Below are 17,928 nucleotides of genomic sequence, written 5' to 3'. Positions count from 1 at the left end.
GGGAGAGGGTGGCGCGAAGCGCCGGGTGAGGGGGTTTTCGGGGGACGGTGAATGTCCGCACTGCGGGCCCCCCTTACCCTAATACTACAGCGGGGATTTACCGGTTTGGGTACGGCGCTTCCAATGGCACTGGCGTGCTCGTTGCTGGTGCCGCCGTCGCCAAGCGGACCAAGCGATAACGGCGATGGGTTCTGGCCGCGGCAGGCCGATCCAGGAGGCAAGCAGGCGGCGGATTTCCGGCACGGTGAGGGGCAGCAAATCGGCCGACAGATCGACGCGCTCCTCGCCCCCCGATAGCCGCCGCTCGGGCGGCGGTGAGAAAGGCCAAGGCGATCATGGCGAGCGTGACGTGGCGGTGCCAGGCCGTCCAGGTACGCACCTCGTACTGGTCGAGCCCCACCTCGCCCTTGGCGGCTTCGAAGCACGACTCCACCGTCCAGCGCGTGCCCGCGATCCGCACCAGCGTCGGCAACGGCGTGCCCTCCGGCGCGAAGGTCAGATAGTAGGTCAGCTTATCCGGCTCGGCGATCGAGCGGCGAACCAGCAGGCCGCGGCTCCAGCCCGCCTGCAGCGACGGATAGCTCTTGTAAGCCCAATCGTACAGGCGTGGGCCCTTGGCCCCATCCCCGGCGCTCAGCCGCTGCCAGTCGTTGCTGGCGACGCAGGCGGCGGTCCGCTGCTTGACGGTGTCAAAGCCGAGCGGCGCGCGCTGCTTGCTGGTGACCGTCAGGACATAGCCGAGCGGCTGCCGTTCCAACCACAGCCGTAGCGCGTAGTCGCCGCCGTACACGCTGTCGGCCGTCACCCAGGCGCACGGCACGCCCGCCGCGACGGCGCGCTCCAGCAGCACCCGGCCCTGCTTCGGCTTGGTGGCGAAGGCCACCTCCTCCGGCACCCCGGCCAGCCGCCGGCGGTCGGCATCCGCCGCCCACTCCTCGGGCAGGTACAGCGCGCGATCGATCAACGCTCGCCCGCGGCGGCTGGCATAGCCGAGGAACACCGCGACTTGACAGTTCTCAGTGCGCCCGGCGGTGCCGCAGTACTGACGTTTGACGCCGACCGAGCGGGTGCCCTTCTTGAGAAAGCCGGTCTCATCGAGCACCAGCACGCCGTCGGCATCTCCCAGGTGCTGGATCACGTAGGCTTGCAGGTCATCGCGCACCGCCTCGGCGTCCCAACGGGCACGGCCGAGAAAGTCGTGCAGGGCGTCCGGCGTGCGATCACCGGCGGCTTCCGCCAGATGCCAGCCGTTCTTGCGCGCCAAAGGGGCCAGAAGGCCGCGCAGATACGCCAACGCCCGCTGCCGCGCCTCAAGACGGCGAAAGCGGGGCGCAAGCTGCCCCACCAGATCCTCCAGCGCGCTCGCCCACCTTTCCGCTTCGCCGATAGCCGTCATCCGTGGATCCTCCCTGCTGATCCACGCTCAACAGCTGACGCCGCTCAACGTCACCTTCGGATAATCCCCGCTGTAGTACTAACCCTCTCCCCAGGGGGGAGAGGGAACTCCTTCTTGCCTCCCTACGCCGCTTCGGTCTCCAGCCGCGCTTCCGCCATCCCGGCGATCTCCGAACCGGTCAGCGTTTCGCGCTCCAGCAGAGCCTCGGAAATCGCATCCAGCGCGTCCCGGTTGGTGGTGAGCAGACGCTTGGCGCGCTCCATGCCCTCTTCGGTGATGCGGCGGACCTCCTCGTCGATCAGCCACGCCATGCGCTCGGAGGTCGCGTTGCCCGGCTCGGCGGAGTGGGCGACGAAGCCGACCGTCTCGCTCATGCCCCAGGACTTGACCATCCGCCGCGCGATGTCCGTGGCGGCGCGGAAGTCGGCCTCGGCGCCGGTGGTCACCGCATCCGCGCCGAACACCAGTTCCTCGGCCGCGCGGCCGGCCATGGCGACGGCGATGTCGGCCAGCAGCTTGGCGCGCGACATGGACACCCGGTCGCCCTCCGGCAGACGCACCACCATGCCCAGCGCGCGGCCGCGCGGGATGACGGTCGCCTTGTGGATCGGGTCGGCCTCGGGGATCTTGACGGAGACCAGCGCGTGCCCGGCCTCGTGCACCGCGGTCAGGCGGCGCTCGTGGTCGGAGAGCGCCAGCGTGCGCCGCTCGCTGCCCATCAGCACGCGGTCCTTGGCGTGCTCGAAATCGTTCATGTGGACGATGACCCGCCCCTGACGCGCCGCCGACAGCGCCGCCTCGTTGACGAGGTTGGCCAGTTCCGCGCCCGAGAAGCCCGGCGTGCCGCGCGCCACCGTCTTCAGGCAAACGTCGGTCGCCAGCTTGCAGCGTCCGGCGTGCACGGTCAGGATCGCCTCGCGGCCGGTGACGTCGGGCGGGGTGACGTTGATGTGGCGGTCGAAGCGGCCGGGGCGCAGCACGGCCGCGTCCAGCATCTCCACCCGGTTGGTGGCGGCGATGATCACCACGTCGCCGCCCTCGACCACGCCGTCCATCTCGACCAGCAGCTGGTTCAGCGTCTGCTCGCGCTCGGAGTGCGAGTTGGCCTCGCCGCGCTTGCCGGCCAGCGCGTCGATCTCGTCGATGAAGAGGATGCAGGGCGCCTTGGCGCGGGCCTGTTTGAACAGGCTGCGGACGCGCGCGGCGCCCAGGCCGACGAACATCTCGACGAAGTCGGAGCCGGACGCCGCGAAGAACGGCACGCCTGCCTCGCCGGCCACGGCCTTGGCCAGCATGGTCTTGCCGGTGCCGGGCGGGCCGACCAGCATCAGGCCCTTGGGCACGCGCGCACCGGCCATGGCGAAGCGATGCGGGTCCTTGAGGAACTCCACCGTCTCGCGCAGTTCCTCCTTGGCCTCGTCGACGCCGGCCACGTCGTCGAACTTGACCGAGGTGTCGTCGGGGTGAATGCGGGTGGCGCGGCCCATGCCGAAGAACTGCCCGCCGCTCAGCGCCAAGCCGCCGACCATCAGGGCGATGATCAGCACCGGGGCCAGCTTGTCCAGCACCGTCATGGTCTGCGGCACAAGCCCGTCCGGCCCGTCGCTGAAGGAAATGGCGACCTTGCGCTCGCGCAGCTCGCGCAGCAGATCGTCGGTCACGGGCACGACGATGCGGTACTGCTTGCCGTCGGATGCGGTGGCGCGCGCCAGATTGTTGCCGAGCGACACCGAGGCGATGTCGCCGCGCGCTGCCATCTCGACGAGTTCGCTGTAGGTGGCGGTGCCCTGTTCGGCGCGAAGCGCGTAGTCGTTCCAGGCGGCGAAGATCATCCAGCCGCTCACCAGGGCGAGGACGGCGGCGATGGCGATGGTCAGTCGGCGGGGCAGTTGCGGCATGTCAACCTTGCAGCTCGGAACGCGGGTCGGATCAGCTCAGACCCATGAATGCGTTGCCGATGCCGCAGCATCAACCGCTTTTACACTAAGGCTTTTCTTTAACACGGCGGAGGCGGCGGGCGGCACGCCCCCCGCCGCCCCCTGGCCGAGGCATCATTTATGGCCGCGCAGCGCGTCCTTGATGCCGCCGATGGCGTTCTGGATCTTGCCCTTGACCTTGTCTATGGCGCCTTCCTGCTGAAGCTTCTGGTCGCCGGTCACGCGGCCCACGGTCTCCTTCACGTCACCCTTCATCTTGGTGCCGGAGCCTTCGATACGATCGCGGTCCATCGTTGTCCTCCAAAGCTGTGGCTGCACAACAACAGGGGGCGGGGGTGGAAGTTTCGCAGAAAATGCAGGTGCGGGCCTGTTCGGTGCAGTTGGGCCTTCCCATATCGCCGCGAGGCACTATTGTCGCGCCACCGTCACAACCTTGCGGAACGACCATGCCGCCCAGCAAACCGACCCAGGCCGCCAAATTCTCCGACACCGAGATCGCCCGCGTGCAGATGTACCTGCGCAAGACGTTCGGCAACGACAAGATCGCCATCGAGGCGCCGCAGAAGGCCGGTCAGTCGGCCGAGGTGACCATCGCCGGTGAATTCGTCGGCACGCTCCACCGCGACGTGGAGGACGACGAGGTGTCCTACGCCCTGCACGTGGTGATTTTGGAAGAAGATCTGCCGACGCCGCAGATTCGCCGCTGATTTCCTACGCCGTTGGTAGGAGGGAATAGGCGGGAAGACGCGCACGTTAATTCCATTGGACGGCTGGGCGCCCCGGCGCTCTTCCGGTAAAAACGCCCCCAACATTGGGGGCATTCAATCCCTTGGGAGGAAACGTGACGCGTCTGTTCTGCGCCTGCTGTGGCCGCCCGTTCCAGCGTCAATCGACGCGCGGGCCGGCGCCGCTCTACTGTTCGACCGACTGCCGCATCCAGATGGCGGTCCGCCGCCGCGCCTGGACGCGCGCCGATCTCGTCGTTACACCCCAGCCGCAACCGATCCCGCACGGAGCCAACCAGAACCGGACCCGGCCACGTTACGCAGCCTGAGGCGGCGGATCACTTGGTCACGCCGCCTGAGGAGCCTCACTCGCCGCGGGTCGGCGGGCGCAGCGGCCGGCGTTCGACGATCGGGGCGGGGCGGGGCTTGTTGAAACCACCGCCCGGACCGCCGCCATAGCCACCGCCCGCCGGGCGCGGCGGGGCCGAATCGTAGGACGGCATGTCCCGCACGCGGAAGACGCCGCGCTCCGCGGGAAGGCTCTCCGCCAGAACCACCACCGAATTCAGCGATACCAGCTCCGCATCCGCGCCGCCCTGGAAGGGTTTCAAGCGGCCGTCGGCCACATAGCCGCTGACCTCTTCAAGGGTGCATCCCAGCCACTTGGCCGTTTCGGGGAGAGAGAGCGGCTGATCGCGCATGATGCGTTCCTGTGCCTTGGCGTTGTCGTGTCGAACGGGCGGATCTTAAGAACAGATGGTCAGCAGCGCCGTCACGGAACAGCCCTGCCTCATGCCCCGACGCGGCACCGCGCGGCGGTGGACACCGCATGTGACAATAAGCGGTTTGCGCGCCCGTGTCGCGCCCCGTGTGCATCGCACGCTGCGCTTTCCGATCAGCGGCGCCCGATCAGCGGCGCAACACGCGCAGCAGCAGTGCCGTGCCGAACCCCCACGCGCCGTTGACCAGGGGGCCAATCAGCACTGCCGGAAAATTCCAGCCGCCGCCGGCCGGTGCACCTTTCAGCGGCGCCACGACGAACCACGCGACCAACGTCAACGCCAGGGCGCCGAACAGGGTCGCCATGACCCAGTACGCGGCCCCGCGCGGAAACGCGCGCTCGACCCAGGTGAAAGGGATGCCCCAGACGCCGCCCCAGAACGCGGCGGACATCACGGCGGGGACGCCGAAAGGCGCTAGGGGCTGGAGCGAGAAGGGGGCTCGGGCCGTGATGCCGGAGAGGTGAAGCAGGCCCAGCATGCCCTGGTGGAACACCAGGACGGCAAGGAAGCCGGCCGCGAAGCCCTGCGCCGCGTGTGTTGAGAGGAGTCGGGTGTCGGTCATGAAGGGCGTGAGTGCTCGCCGCCTGGAGCCGGCCGCGGGGGCGGCGCGGCGCGCCGCCCGCCGTCTTCAGCTTCAGTGGGAAAGCCGGTCGATCTCTTCCTTGATGTGCAGCTTTTCCGTCTTCATGCGCGCGACGGCGATCGTGTCGTAGGTGTGGTGGGCCTCTTCCTCACGGATACGCGTGTCCAGTTCGGTGTGGCGCTGGCGCAGCGTGTCGATGTGGGATTCCTTGTTCATGGGACTGACTCCCTGCATGCAGTTGGGCTGAAAAGCAACGAAATCAGCTTGGGCCAGACTAAATGCTTCGTTGTTGGGGCGCCGCCCGAGGGTCGCTGTCGAACGCTCTCCGGGTCACCCGCACCCGGCGGCCGGACCATCCGGCGTGTTGCGACGTTTCCGTACCGATGAACCATTATGCCCCAGAATTCCGGGAGGACGACGTGAAATTTCGCATGGTCCATTTTGTCGCTGCCGTGGTGGCAACTGTGCTAGCCGGCTGTCAGTTCCCCGGGTTCGAGCAGCCCCGGCAGGCGGCGTTGCCGCTGCCCCCGCCCAAGCGCGCCGAACCGCCCGAGGCGCGCGGCATCTGGATCGTCGGCGCCCCGGCGGTGGAGCCGCGGATCCGCGCCGCCGCCGCCAAATACGAAGCGACGCCGGACACCAAGCCTCACGTGGTGGCGGAGGGCACGGCGCCGGGGTTTCGCACGCTGTGCGCCGGCACCGGGGTCGAGCATCCCGACATGGTGCTGGCCGACCGGGCGATCCGCGCCGACGAGATCAAGCGCTGTGCCGCCAAGGGGATCACGCTGACGGAATACACGCTGGGGCCGAAGCAGTATGTCTACGTCAAGGATTCGCACATGATGGCCATCCCCGGCGTGCGCAACTTCGTGGAAAGCTGGGACATGCAGGGCAAGCCGGTCACCGTGGCGACCCAGCCGAGCTAGGCCCAAGCGGAGATAGCCGACTGAGCCGAGGTTGTACGGCGCACGGTCGGGTTGGCGCGCCGTCCCACGGTGCCACTTCCTATTGAGGAGGTGCGCATGGACGATGAGGCCGCACTCCGCAGCGCGCTCCGCGCCGTGGATTACCTTCTGGGTCACATCGGCGAAGATCCCGCGGTGCTCGCCGCGGCGCTGCGGCGGATGGTCGAAATCGCCTCGCTGCTGCCGGCCGGGGGCGACGCCGCCGGCGCGGTGCGCGCCGCGGTGACGATGGCGCTGCCGGTGGCCGGCAGCGATCCGCCTCTGGCCGCAGCCCGGCTGCGGCTTGGCTGGATGGCCGCGGTGCGCTCGCTGGTGCAGGGAACCGGCCTGCACGCCGTCGCCGGGCTGCCCGGTGCCGGTCGGACGGACCGGCCGCGGGGGTGAGTGGACAGCCGCGCCGCCGGGGGCTATGACCGCCGTGCAATCATGATGGGAAGGGCGCGCCGTGGCGGAGCAGGGCGGGGCATTGGTGCTGTTTTCCGGCGGGCAGGACTCGACGGTCTGCCTGGCCTGGGCGCTCGACCGCTTCCAGCGGGTCGAGACCGTCGGCTTCGACTACGGCCAGCGGCACGCCGTGGAGCTGGACCGCCGCGGCGCCGTGCGCGAGCGCCTGTGCGCCGAAAACCCGGCTTGGGCGCCGCGCCTGGGCGACGACCATACGGTGGACCTCAAGGGCCTCGCCGCCATCAGCGACACCGCGCTGACCCGCGACGCCGAGATCCGCATGACCGCCGAGGGGCTGCCGAACACCTTCGTCCCCGGCCGCAACCTGATCTTCCTGGCCTACGCCGCGGCGCTGGCCTATCGGCGCGGGCTGACGCGCATCGTCGGCGGCATGTGCGAGACCGATTATTCCGGCTACCCCGACTGCCGCGACGACACCATCAAGGCCATGCAGCTGGCGCTGAACCTCGGCATGGACCGGCGATTCGTCCTGCACACGCCGCTGATGTGGCTCGACAAGGCCGAGACCTGGAGCATGGCCGAACGGCTGGGCGGTGCCGCCCTGGTGGCGCTGGTGGTCGAGGAGACGCACACCTGCTACCTGGGCGACCGCACGCACCGGCACGTCTGGGGCTACGGCTGCGGCAGCTGCCCGGCATGCGAGCTGCGCGCCGCGGGCTGGGAGCGCTTCACCGCCGGAACCTGATCACGCCGCGTCGCATAACGCGTCCACATCGGCGGCGAGCCGCACGTCCTCGAAGGGAATCGCCCGGCTAAGCGGGCCGGGGCCGGAGCGCACGTGGCCGAGCGCCGGGCTGAACACCTTGTATTTGCCGTGCACGAGGTCGATGCCGACGATCTCGCCTTCCACCTCGACGCGATTCCAGTCGCGGTCGTTGCTCACGACGCGAATCACCGCGCCGTGGGGCAGCGCCGGTGTGATGCCGTGGTGCGCCACCCAGGCCGCCACCAGCCGGTCGTGCGCCAGCAGCAGTTCATAGAAGAGGTCGTCCGGCGCATTGCCGCCACGCTCGGCCAGGGCGTGAAGGGCCATCTGGCGGACGATGGGCAGCGACAGGGCAGGGCGCCGCCGTGGTGTGGTCGCGGTGGCGACGAAGCGGGCCGGATCGGGGGGCGCGTGCAGGCGCAGGTGGGGTTCGGGCGAGCGCGGAGCGTCCATGCCGAGGCCTCCTGTGTTGCGGATTCATGAAATCTCGGCCCCACTCCGCGCACAAACTGGTTAACGCGAGATGACCGCTCACATACGCCCTTGCCTTGCGGCGCGTTAGGGGCTATCTGAGAGCGCCATAAGGCGCCCCCGTGTTGGTCACAGTGGCGCGTGACCCGTCGTCTGTGATAGAAGGCGGGCCGTATGTATTGGGATCAACCGCGACGAAATGCCCAGGCGTTTCGCCTAACGTTTACTGCGCCTTAACCGAACACACGTAAAACCCTAAACCACGCCGCCGGAGCGGACGCCTGATCGTCGTGCTTCGCGTACAGGTTTACACCGTAACGGACCCGCCACATGCCGCGCCAAACGCCTCTCTCCGACATCCGCAACATCGGCATCATTGCCCACGTCGACGCTGGCAAGACCACGACGACCGAGCGGATCCTGTATTACACCGGCCGTAAGCACACGATCATCGACGTGCACGAGACGAAGGATCTCAAGACGTCGACGACGACCGACTATCTGGAGCAGGAGCAGAAGCGCGGCATCACGATTCAGTCGGCCGCCGTCTCCGCCTTCTGGCGCGACAAGAAGATCAACGTCATCGACACCCCGGGCCACGTGGACTTCACCATCGAGGTGAACCGTTCGCTGCGCGTGCTCGACGGCGCGGTCGTGGTGTTCGACGGTGTCGCCGGCGTGGAGCCGCAGTCCGAGACCAACTGGCGCCTCGCGGACAACTACAACGTGCCGCGTCTGTGCTACGTCAACAAGATGGACCGCTCGGGCGCCAACTTCACCCGCTGCGTCAGCATGATCCGCGACCGCCTGGGCGCGCGTCCGCTGTGCGTGCAGGTTCCGCTGGGGTCGGAAGACAACTTCCGCGGCATGGTCGACCTCGTCGAGATGAAGGCCTACGTCTGGTTCTCCGACGACAAGGACGCCAAGTGGGAGATCTGGGAGATCACCGACGATCTCGCCCAGAAGCTCAACCTGACCGTCAAGGAAGACCTCGACAACGTCGCCAGCATCAAGGCGCTGCGCGCCGAGCTGGTCGACACCTGCCTGGAGCAGGACGAGGCCGCCATGGAGGTCTACCTGGACTCCGGTGAGGAGCCCTCGGCCGACACCCTGCGCACCTGCCTGCGCCGCGGCACCCTGGTCGGTGCCTTCACCCCGGTCCTGTGCGGCTCGTCGTACAAGAACAAGGGCGTGCAGCAGGTTCTGGACGCCGTCGTCGACTACCTGCCGGCCCCGACCGACGTTCCCGCCATCAACACGGTGGACGAGGACGGCAACGCGAACGGCACGCGCGACAGCTCGGACGAGGCTCCGTTCTCGGCGCTGGCCTTCAAGGTCATCAACGACACCTACGGCTCGCTGACCTTCGTGCGCGTCTACTCGGGCGTGCTGACCAAGGGCATGTCGATCCTCAACACCACCCGCGGCAAGCGCGAGAAGATCGGCCGCATGGTCGAGATGTTCGCCAAGGAGCCGCACCCGGTGGAAGAGGCCCGCGCCGGTGACATCGTCGCCCTCGTCTCGCTGTCCGAGACCGAGACCGGCGACACGCTGTCCGACGCCACGGCCCCGGTCATTCTCGAGCGCATGCGCTTCCCCGAGCCCGTCATCAGCGTTTCGGTCGAGCCGAAGAGCAAGGGCGAGCAGGAGAAGTTCTCCATCGCGCTCGGCAAGATGGTTCGCGCCGATCCGTCGCTCCGTCTGGAGACCGACCGTGAAACCGGCCAGACCATCCTGCGCGGCATGGGCGAGCTGCACCTGGAAGTGACGCTGGACCGCATGCGCACGGAGTTCGGCGTGGAAGGCAACATGGGCAAGCCCCAGGTCGCCTACCGCGAGACGATCACCAAGCCGGTGGAATACACCTACACCCACAAGAAGCAGACCGGCGGTTCGGGCCAGTTCGCCGAAGTGAAGATCATCTTCGAGCCGCGCGAGCGTGGTGAAGGCTTCGAGTTCAAGGACGAGACGGTCGGCGGCACGGTGCCGCGTGAGTATGTCCCGTCGGTGAACAAGGGCCTGGAGATGCAGAAGGAAGACGGCGTCCTCGCCGGCTACCCGACGGTCGACTTCCGCGCCCGCCTCGTGGACGGCAAGTACCACGACGTCGACTCGAACGCGCTGACGTTCGAAATCGCCGCCAAGGCCTGCTTCCGCGAAGCCCTCAAGATGGCCGGCCCGATCCTGCTCGAGCCGGTGATGAAGGTCGAGGTGGTGACGCCGGAGGATTACCTCGGCGACGTGATCGGCGACGTGAACCGCCGCCGCGGCACCGTCATGGGCCAGCTGGAGCGTGGTGCGAACATCGCCGTGGAGGCCAACGTGCCGCTGAACGAGATGTTCGGCTACATCGGCCAGCTGCGCGGCATGACCTCGGGCCGCGCGTCCTACACCATGGAGTTCAGCCACTACGAGCCGGTGCCCCGCAACGTCACCGACGAAATCGTGGCCGGCCGCAACGCCAAGGCTGCCTGATCCAAGGTTCTACGTTTTGTGAAAAGAAACGGCCGGCGGAGCAATCCGCCGGCCGTTTCTTTTTGTGATATACTGAGGCGGATGCTTCGAAACGGTGCCGAGCGGAATGCATCGCTCCATCAAATCGCGTTTCATAGTGTTACACGGTGTTACATCCGACGCCGCCGCGCCGTGCTAAAGCGCCTGCAAGCAGCTGTAAGGCGTGAACAAAACAACGGGTTGGGGAGAGACGCTCATGCGGAATGAGACCCTGTCCATCGGCTTTGCCGACGTCGAAGCCGCCGCCGCCCGGCTCGCCGGCAAGGCGGTCGTCACGCCGCTGCTGGAGAACCGCCAGCTCAACGAGCGCGTCGGCGGGCGCGTGCTGCTCAAGCCGGAGACGCTGCAAGTCAGCGGCTCGTTCAAGTTCCGCGGCGCCTACAACCGGCTGAGCCAGCTCGACGAGGCGCAGCGCCGCGCCGGAGTCGTCGCGTGGTCGTCGGGCAACCACGCGCAAGGCGTGGCGGCGGCGGCGGCGATGCTCGGCGTGCACGCGACCATCGTCATGCCCGAGGACGCGCCCAAGCTGAAGATCGCCAACACCCGCGGCTACGGTGCGGAGGTGCGGCTGTACGACCGCTGGCGCGAAAGCCGCGAGGAGATCGCCCAATCCATCGCCGCGGAGCGCGGCGCCGTTGCCGTGCCGCCCTACGACGACCCGCACATCATCGCCGGGCAGGGCACGGTCGGCCTGGAACTGGCCCGGCAGGCGCACGCTCTGGGCGCCACGCTCGACGCCGTGCTGGCGCCGTGCAGCGGCGGCGGCCTGATCGCCGGCATCGCCACGGCGGTCAAGCACGGGGCGCCGCGCGCGCAAGTCTACAGCGTCGAACCCGCCGGCCTCGACGACCTCGCCCGGTCCTTGGAGGCCGGCGAGCGTGTGCGCAACGCGCCCGACGCGCGGTCGTTCTGCGATGCGCTGATGGCGCCGACGCCGGGCGAGCTGACCTTCCCGATCCACCGGGCGCTGCTGGCCGGCGGCCTCGCGGTGACCGACGAGGAGGTGGCGCAGGCCATGGCCTACGCCTTCTCCGTGCTCAAGCTGGTGGTCGAGCCGGGTGGGGCGGTGGCGCTGGCGGCGGTGCTGACCGGCAAGCTGCCCACCGCCGGCCGCACCGTCGCCGTCGTGCTGAGCGGCGGCAACGTCGACTCCGGCACCTTCACCAAAGCGCTTGGCTGACCGGTCAGCTCTTGTGGAACACCGGCGGCCGCTTCTCGAAGAAGGCGGTGATCGCCTCGTGCGCCTCGGGGTGGTGCAGCGCTTCGACGAACTGGTCGCTTTCGCGGCCGAGCTGGGCGAGCAGTGAGCTGTAGGCCTGCTCGATCAGCCGTTTGGCGCGCCCGATGGCGACGGTCGGCCCTTCGGCCAGCCGGTTGCCCCAGGCCACCGCCTCGTCCAGCGCCTGCCCCTTGGGCACCACCTTGTTGACGACGCCCAGCGTGTAGAGCCGTTGCGGGTCGATCCCGCCGCCCTCGAACAGCAGCTCGGCGGCGAGCTGGGGCGGCAGGGCGCGGGCCAGCGAGCCGGAGATGCCGCCGTCCGCGGTCAGGCCGACCTTGGCGTAGGCGGCCAGGAACTGCGCGTCTTCCGCCGCGACGATCAGGTCCGACGCCAGCGCCAGCGCGAACCCGGCGCCGGCCGCCGGCCCTTCGACGGCGGCGATCACCGGCTTGGCGCAGTCGCGCATGGCGCGAATCCAGCCGTGGAAGCGCTCGATGCCGGTGCGGTTCTCCGAGCGCGCCTGGGTGCGGTGGTTGTACAGGCGTCCGAGGTGGCCGCCGGAGCTGAAGGCATCGCCGGCCCCGGTCAGCACGACGGCGCCGACTCCGGAATCCTGGATCGCCTGATCGAACGCGTCGCGGGCGCCGTCCATCATCTCCACGCCCAGCGCGTTGCGGCTCGGCGGATCGTTCATGGTGAGAACCAGGACACGCCCCTTGCGTTCGACGTCGATACGACCGGTCATCGTCAGCCTCCCCTTGGTTTCGTGGTCCCGGACAAAGGATGGCCCCGTTTCGTCCGTTCGTCCAACGCACCATTGCCGCAGGCGTGTGCTATCCTCGGGGAAAACAGGGGAGGCGACCGATGGATATCCTGCAACCGCCGGGCTGGGTGCGGCCCAAGGGCTACAGCAACGGAATTGCCGCGCGCGGCCGCACGGTGTTCGTCGCCGGCATGGTGGGCTGGAACGCTCGGGAGTGCTTCGAAGCCGATGATTTCGTTGGTCAGGCCGCCCAGGCGTTGCGCAACATCGTTGCCGTGCTGGCCGAGGCGGGCGCCCGGCCCGACCACCTCGTCCGCCTGACGTGGTTCGTCACCGACAAGCGCGAGTACCTCGCCAGTGGCAAGGAATTGGGCGCCGCTTACCGCGACATCATCGGCCGCCACTACCCCGTCATGTCGGTGGTCGAGGTGAAGGGCCTGATCGAGGACGGCGCCAAGCTGGAGATCGAGGCGACCGCGGTGGTGCCGGATTAGCCGGCCAACGCCTCCACCGTCCACCACGGCCGCCCGTAGGGCGAGGCGAGGTCGTCGAGGACGTCGAAATGGTGCCGTCCCTCGACCTCCAGCAGCTTCGCCCCGGTCGCCGCGGCGTAGTCGGCGGACTGCCGGCGGAACTCGGCGCTCTCGGCACCGCCGACGGCGACGGCCAGCGGCACGGGCTGTGTGGGCCGGTGGCGCATGGGGCTCTGCGCAAGGACTTCGTCGCCGCTCAGCTGGAGGGTGGGCTGAAGCCACGACCAGCGGAGCGGCTCCAGGTCGAACAGGCCACTGATCGGCAGCGCCGCCTTGATCACGTCGTCGGGGATGCCGTAGTCGCGCTGCCACGCGGTGGCCAGCAGCCGCGCCACCAGATGCCCGCCGGCGGAATGGCCGGACACGCTGATGCTCTGCCGGTCGGCGCCGAATTCGACGGCATGTTGCCACGTCCAGGCCAGCGCGGCGCGGGTCTGCCGGACGATCTCGGTGATGCTTACCTGCGGGCACAGCGCGTAGTTCATCACCACCGTGCAGCAGCCGCGCGCCACCGGCCCTTCGGCGATGAACGAGAAGTCGCGCGCGGTGAACGACCGCCAGTAGCCGCCATGCACGAACAGGTGCACCGGCGCGTTCGGCCGCGTCGCCGGGAAAACGTCCACATACTCCGCCAGAGTCGGCCCATAGGGAATGCCGAGCCGCCCGCCGAGCTTACGCCGCGCTTCCTCGCTGCGCTGCGTCCAGCCGGCCATCAGCGCCTCGGCATCCGGCACGCCAAGGCGCGGGTTGTACTCGCGGTCGATCGCGTCCTGGGTGGTGAGGTGACGGTACATGGGGGCTTCCGTGAGGAGCGTGGTGAAAACCCTCTCCCGCCCCGGGAGAGGGTGGACGGCGCCAGACGGCCGGGTGAGGGTGCGTCCAAGGATCCTTGCCTTACCCTTACCCGGCGCTTCGCGCCACCCTCTCCCGGGGCTCTCGGCGGCCAAAGGCCGCCTGACGCCGTCAGCGCCCGCAAGCGGGCGCGAGAGGCGGGAGAGGGAAATCAACCCGCCTTCGGCAGCGCCTGCTCATCCATCTGGCGCAGCTTGAAGCGCTGGACCTTGCCGGTCTCGGTGCGTGGCAGGGTGTCGATGAACTCGACGGCGCGGGGGTATTTGTACGGCGCGATGGTCTGCTTGACGAAGTCCTGCAACGCCTTGGCGTCCGGCACCGCGCCCTCGCGCAGCACGACGAACGCCTTGACGATGGCGCCGCGCTCGGCGTCGGGCGCGCCGACCACCGCGCACTCCGCCACGTCCGGGTGGGCGAGCAGTGCCTGCTCGACCTCCGGGCCGGCGATGTTGTAGCCGGACGAGATGATCATGTCGTCGTTGCGCGCCTGGAACCAGAAATAGCCGTCCTCGTCCATCACGTAGGCGTCGCCGGTGACGTTCCAGCCATTCTCCACATAGACGCTCTGCCGCGGGTCGGCGAGGTAACGGCAGCCCGTCGGCCCGCGCACCGCCAGCCGCCCGACCTGACCGGGAGGAAGCGGGGCGCCCGCGGCGTCGAGGATGCAGGCCTGATAGCCGCGGACCGGCTTGCCGGTGGCGCCGGGACGGATGTCGTCGTCGGCCGAGGCGATGAAGATGTGCAGCATTTCGGTCGAGCCGATGCCGTCGATGATCTTGATGCCCGTCGCGTCATAGAACGCCTGCCACGTCGGCAGCGGCAGCGTCTCGCCGGCCGACACGCATCGGCGCAGCGAACTTATGTCGTGGCTGGGAATCAGCGGCAGCATGGCGCGGTAGCCGGTCGGCGAGGTGACGCAGACGCTGGCCCGCTGCCGCTCGATGGCCTCGGCCAGCAGCACCGGCGGCGAGGCGGCGGGCAGCAGCAGCGTGCTCGCCCCGAAGCGCATGGGGAAGATCACCAGCCCGCCCAACCCGAAGGTGAAGGCCAGCGGCGGGCTGCCGCAGAACACATCGTCCGGCTCCGGCTTCAGGACCCCGCGCGGGAAGCAGTCGGAGGCCGCCATCACGTCGCGATGGAAGTGCATGGTTCCCTTCGGCACACCCGTGGTGCCGGAGGTGAAGGCGATCAGGCAGACGTCCTCGGCTGAGGTGTCCACGTTGGCGAAGTCGCTGCCCTTGGTCCGCATACGCGCTTCCAGCCCATCGGCGGCGTCGCTGTCGAACATCGCCACATGGCGCAGGGTGGGGCATTTCGGCCGCGCCAGATCCAGTTCCTCGGCCAGCGCCGCGGCGCACAGGGCGTGGCTGACCTGCGCCTTGTCGATGATGGTGGACAGTTCCCTGGCGCGCAGCAGCGGCATGGTGGCCACGGCGATGCCGCCGGCCTTCATCACCGCGAACCAGCAGGCGACCATCATCGGCGCGTTGGCCGAGCGCAGCAGCACGCGGTTGCCGGGCACCAGGCCGAAGTCCTCGGTCAGCACGCGGGCGATGCGGTTGGCTTTCTCCAGCAGGTCGGCGTAGGTCCAGCGCTCGGCCGGCGACAGCACGCACGGGCGGTCGGCGAAGCCGCCGGCCACCATGCGGTCCAGCAGCTCGACGCCGCAGTTCAGACGCTTGGGGTATTGCAGTTCCGGCAGATCGAAGCTCATGACCGGCCAGAGATCCCGCGGCGGCAGGTTGTCGCGGGCGAAACGGTCCACATGCGCGGTGTCGTCCGACATCGGTCCTCCCCGAGCGCTTTTGCTTGAAGCTTAAAATTGGTCGATTCGGTTGTCCACGTACAAATCGGCGTATCGGCCGAAGGACGGCCCACCAGCAGAAAAAGCCTTGAGCCACCGTATGCGTGGCTTATCCTGGCGGCGAGCGCCGACACGCGGCACGGGGAAGATGGGGGTATGGGATTGGCCGTGCCGATGCTGGAGGTGTCGGGCCTGCAAGCGTCGTACGGCGCCGGGCAGGTGCTGTTCGGCGTCGACCTTCGGGTGGGCGAGGGCGAGGTGGTGACGCTGCTCGGCCGCAACGGCATGGGCAAGACCACCACCATCAACGCCATCATGGGGCTGCTGGCGCCCAAAGCCGGGCGCGTGGCGTTCTGCGGCCGCGAGCTGACCAGCCGACCGCCGCACGAGGCGGCCCGCGCCGGCCTGGGCCTGGTGCCCGAGGGGCGGCAGATCTTCGCCAACCTCTCTGTGCGCGAGAATCTGGTGGCGACGGCCAACGGCGGCGGCGCCTGGACGCTGGAGCGGGTGTTCGACCTGTTCCCGCGCCTGCACGAACGGCAGGACCAGATGGGCAGCAGCCTGTCGGGCGGCGAGCAGCAGATGCTCGCCATCGGCCGGGCGCTGATGACCAATCCGCGCCTACTGCTGCTGGATGAGGCGACGGAGGGCTTGGCGCCGCTGATCCGCAAGGAGATCTGGCAGGTGCTGGTGAACCTCAAACACGCCGGGCAGTCGATCCTGGTGATCGACAAGAACCTCAAGGCGCTGAAACGCATTGCCGACCGCCACTATGTGCTGGAAAAGGGGCGCATCGTTTGGCAGGGCACCAGCAACGAACTGGACGCCGACCGCGACCGGCTGGAACGCCATCTCGGCGTATGAACACAGAAGAACGATCCGATTAAGAAGGACTGGGGGAAGATCATGAGGACACGTGCACTGGCGGCCCTGATGGCGGGGGCGGCGCTGCTGGCGATGCCGGCGGGGGCCGAGGAACTGCGCATCGGCTTGATGTCGACGCTGACCGGGCCGCAGGCGGTGACCGGGCAGCATCTGCGCGACGGCTTCATGCTGGGCGTCGAGCACGCCGGCGGCAAGCTGGGCGGCATGGACACTAAGATCACCGTCGCCGACGACCAGCTCAAGCCCGACGTGGCGGTGCAGGAGGTCGAGGGCCTGCTGAAGCGCGACAACGTCCACATCGTGGCCGGTGTCGTCTACTCCAACATCCTGATGGCGGTGTACAAGCCGGTGGTGGAGTCGGACGCCTTCCTCATCTCGTCCAACGCCGGGCCGGCGCCGGTGGCGGGCAACCGCTGCTCGGAGAACTTTTTCGCCACCTCCTGGCAGAACGACCAGACGCACGGCGCCGTCGGCAAGTACGTGTCCGACAGCGGCATCAAGAAGGTCTTCCTGCTCGCCCCCAATTATCAGGCCGGCAAGGACGGCTTGACCGGCTTCAAGCGCCATTACAAGGGCGAGGTGGTGGACGAGGTCTACACCAAGCTCGGTCAGCTCGACTTCTCCGCCGAGATCGCCAAGATCCAGTCGGCGAAGCCGGATGCCGTCTACACCTTCATGCCCGGCGGCATGGGCGTGAACTTGGTCAAGCAGTACGCGCAGGCCGGGCTGAAGGACAAGATCCCACTGTTCTCCGCCTTCACCGTCGATGAGTCGACGCTGCCGGCCACCGAGGACGCGGGATTGGGCCTCTACAGCGCATCGATCTGGACGCCGGACCTGGACAACGCGGCGAACAAGAAGTTCGTCGAGGACTTCCGCAAGAAGTACGGCTACGTCCCGTCCTTCTTCGCGTCGCAGGCGTACGACGCGGCGCGCCTGATCGACGCGGCGGTGCGCCAAGCAGGCGGCGTGGCCGACAAGGCCAAGCTGCGCGCGGCGTTGCGGCAGGCGAAGTTCGACAGCGTGCGCGGCAGCTTCAAGTTCAACACCAACCACTTCCCGGTCAGCGACTTCTACCTCGTGCAGGCGGCGAAACTGCCGGACGGCGCGCCGGCCATGCTGAAGCGCAAGCTGGTGTTCGAGAACTACGCCGACGACTACGCCAAGGACTGCCCGATGAAGTGATGAGTGGGTGAAGAGCCCTCTCCCCTCCGGGGAGAGGGTGGCCGCGCAGCGGCCGCCCGCAAGTCGGGCGACCGCGCTACGCCTACGATCGCCTTCGGCGCTCGTTGCCTTCGGCACCGGCTCCACGCTCCCGGGGCGGG

At 68.5% G+C, this 17,928-nt stretch carries 20 protein-coding genes; 10 read left to right on the top strand and 10 right to left on the bottom strand.

All coding sequences use genetic code 11. The annotated features are described in order from the left end of the window. Positions 1 to 97: 97 nt before the first annotated feature. From ACSVDD_RS04590 to ACSVDD_RS04580, 3 genes are all read right to left on the bottom strand, one after another. Positions 98 to 1,396 carry an IS701 family transposase gene (locus tag ACSVDD_RS04590; protein ID WP_448188103.1) on the bottom strand — a complete coding sequence of 433 codons (1,299 nt, stop codon included), beginning with the start codon at positions 1,394 to 1,396 and terminating at the stop codon, positions 98 to 100. Positions 1,397 to 1,518: 122 nt separating this feature from the next. Next, the gene (ftsH, locus tag ACSVDD_RS04585; protein WP_448188102.1) at positions 1,519 to 3,294 is read right to left on the bottom strand and encodes an ATP-dependent zinc metalloprotease FtsH; all 1,776 of its coding nucleotides are present in this window, start codon (positions 3,292 to 3,294) and stop codon (positions 1,519 to 1,521) included. A gap of 153 nt (positions 3,295 to 3,447) precedes the next feature. After that, positions 3,448 to 3,624, bottom strand: a complete 177-nt coding sequence (locus tag ACSVDD_RS04580; protein WP_448188101.1) for a CsbD family protein — start codon at positions 3,622 to 3,624, stop codon at positions 3,448 to 3,450. Between the two features lie 155 nt (positions 3,625 to 3,779). Here ACSVDD_RS04580 and ACSVDD_RS04575 point away from each other — a divergent pair, with 155 nt between their 5' ends. Together ACSVDD_RS04575 and ACSVDD_RS04570 are read left to right on the top strand one after the other, a co-directional pair. Then, positions 3,780 to 4,040, top strand: a complete 261-nt coding sequence (locus ACSVDD_RS04575; RefSeq protein WP_448188100.1) for a DUF3126 family protein — start codon at positions 3,780 to 3,782, stop codon at positions 4,038 to 4,040. A gap of 134 nt (positions 4,041 to 4,174) precedes the next feature. Further along, positions 4,175 to 4,387: a hypothetical protein gene (locus ACSVDD_RS04570; protein ID WP_448188099.1), complete on the top strand. Its 213-nt coding sequence runs from the start codon at positions 4,175 to 4,177 to the stop codon at positions 4,385 to 4,387. A gap of 36 nt (positions 4,388 to 4,423) precedes the next feature. Here ACSVDD_RS04570 and ACSVDD_RS04565 read toward each other — a convergent pair whose 3' ends face one another. The 3 genes from ACSVDD_RS04565 to ACSVDD_RS04555 form a co-directional block, all read right to left on the bottom strand. Further along, the gene (locus ACSVDD_RS04565) at positions 4,424 to 4,759 is read right to left on the bottom strand and encodes a hypothetical protein (RefSeq protein WP_448188098.1); all 336 of its coding nucleotides are present in this window, start codon (positions 4,757 to 4,759) and stop codon (positions 4,424 to 4,426) included. Between the two features lie 208 nt (positions 4,760 to 4,967). Further along, positions 4,968 to 5,402, bottom strand: coding sequence for a hypothetical protein (locus ACSVDD_RS04560; RefSeq protein WP_448188097.1), 435 nt, complete (start codon positions 5,400 to 5,402; stop codon positions 4,968 to 4,970). A gap of 72 nt (positions 5,403 to 5,474) precedes the next feature. Beyond that, the gene (locus ACSVDD_RS04555; protein WP_448188096.1) at positions 5,475 to 5,639 is read right to left on the bottom strand and encodes a YdcH family protein; all 165 of its coding nucleotides are present in this window, start codon (positions 5,637 to 5,639) and stop codon (positions 5,475 to 5,477) included. 203 nt (positions 5,640 to 5,842) lie between these two features. Here ACSVDD_RS04555 and ACSVDD_RS04550 point away from each other — a divergent pair, with 203 nt between their 5' ends. The 3 genes from ACSVDD_RS04550 (at position 5,843) to queC (ending at position 7,538) form a co-directional block, all read left to right on the top strand. Then, positions 5,843 to 6,349 (top strand): substrate-binding domain-containing protein, encoded by a 507-nt coding sequence (locus ACSVDD_RS04550; RefSeq protein WP_448188095.1) that lies wholly within the window; start codon positions 5,843 to 5,845, stop codon positions 6,347 to 6,349. 96 nt (positions 6,350 to 6,445) lie between these two features. Continuing rightward, entirely contained in the window at positions 6,446 to 6,772 is a 327-nt protein-coding gene (locus ACSVDD_RS04545; RefSeq protein WP_448188094.1) for a hypothetical protein, read from the top strand. Between the two features lie 61 nt (positions 6,773 to 6,833). Next, entirely contained in the window at positions 6,834 to 7,538 is a 705-nt protein-coding gene (gene queC, locus ACSVDD_RS04540; protein WP_448188093.1) for a 7-cyano-7-deazaguanine synthase QueC, read from the top strand. Here queC and ACSVDD_RS04535 read toward each other — a convergent pair whose 3' ends face one another. After that, complete coding sequence (locus tag ACSVDD_RS04535; protein WP_448188092.1) at positions 7,539 to 8,012, bottom strand: hypothetical protein; 474 nt, start codon at positions 8,010 to 8,012, stop codon at positions 7,539 to 7,541. 348 nt (positions 8,013 to 8,360) lie between these two features. Here ACSVDD_RS04535 and fusA point away from each other — a divergent pair, with 348 nt between their 5' ends. Beyond that, positions 8,361 to 10,505: an elongation factor G gene (fusA, locus tag ACSVDD_RS04530; RefSeq protein ID WP_448188091.1), complete on the top strand. Its 2,145-nt coding sequence runs from the start codon at positions 8,361 to 8,363 to the stop codon at positions 10,503 to 10,505. A 235-nt stretch (positions 10,506 to 10,740) separates the two neighbouring features. Beyond that, entirely contained in the window at positions 10,741 to 11,724 is a 984-nt protein-coding gene (locus ACSVDD_RS04525; protein WP_448188090.1) for a threonine/serine dehydratase family protein, read from the top strand. A 4-nt stretch (positions 11,725 to 11,728) separates the two neighbouring features. Here ACSVDD_RS04525 and ACSVDD_RS04520 read toward each other — a convergent pair whose 3' ends face one another. Next, on the bottom strand, positions 11,729 to 12,511 hold the full coding sequence (locus tag ACSVDD_RS04520) for an oxepin-CoA hydrolase, alternative type (RefSeq protein ID WP_448188089.1): 783 nt from the start codon (positions 12,509 to 12,511) through the stop codon (positions 11,729 to 11,731). A 119-nt stretch (positions 12,512 to 12,630) separates the two neighbouring features. Here ACSVDD_RS04520 and ACSVDD_RS04515 point away from each other — a divergent pair, with 119 nt between their 5' ends. Continuing rightward, a complete protein-coding gene (locus ACSVDD_RS04515; RefSeq protein ID WP_448188088.1) occupies positions 12,631 to 13,023 on the top strand; it encodes a RidA family protein in 393 nt (130 codons plus the stop codon). Here ACSVDD_RS04515 and ACSVDD_RS04510 read toward each other — a convergent pair. Together ACSVDD_RS04510 and ACSVDD_RS04505 are read right to left on the bottom strand one after the other, a co-directional pair. Beyond that, positions 13,020 to 13,856 (bottom strand): alpha/beta hydrolase, encoded by an 837-nt coding sequence (locus ACSVDD_RS04510; protein ID WP_448188087.1) that lies wholly within the window; start codon positions 13,854 to 13,856, stop codon positions 13,020 to 13,022. The genes ACSVDD_RS04515 and ACSVDD_RS04510 overlap by 4 nt on opposite strands. Positions 13,857 to 14,065: 209 nt before the next feature. After that, complete coding sequence (locus tag ACSVDD_RS04505) at positions 14,066 to 15,700, bottom strand: AMP-binding protein (protein ID WP_448188086.1); 1,635 nt, start codon at positions 15,698 to 15,700, stop codon at positions 14,066 to 14,068. Positions 15,701 to 15,892: 192 nt separating this feature from the next. Between ACSVDD_RS04505 and ACSVDD_RS04500 the strand changes: the two genes are divergently transcribed. Together ACSVDD_RS04500 and ACSVDD_RS04495 are read left to right on the top strand one after the other, a co-directional pair. Next, positions 15,893 to 16,582: an ABC transporter ATP-binding protein gene (locus ACSVDD_RS04500; RefSeq protein ID WP_448188510.1), complete on the top strand. Its 690-nt coding sequence runs from the start codon at positions 15,893 to 15,895 to the stop codon at positions 16,580 to 16,582. A 42-nt stretch (positions 16,583 to 16,624) separates the two neighbouring features. After that, complete coding sequence (locus tag ACSVDD_RS04495) at positions 16,625 to 17,788, top strand: ABC transporter substrate-binding protein (RefSeq protein ID WP_448188085.1); 1,164 nt, start codon at positions 16,625 to 16,627, stop codon at positions 17,786 to 17,788. Positions 17,789 to 17,928 lie beyond the last annotated feature (140 nt).

This window comes from Azospirillum terrae (assembly GCF_053470425.1).
Note: the sequence above shows the minus strand (reverse complement) of the source record. Positions and strands in the feature narration are given on the sequence as shown.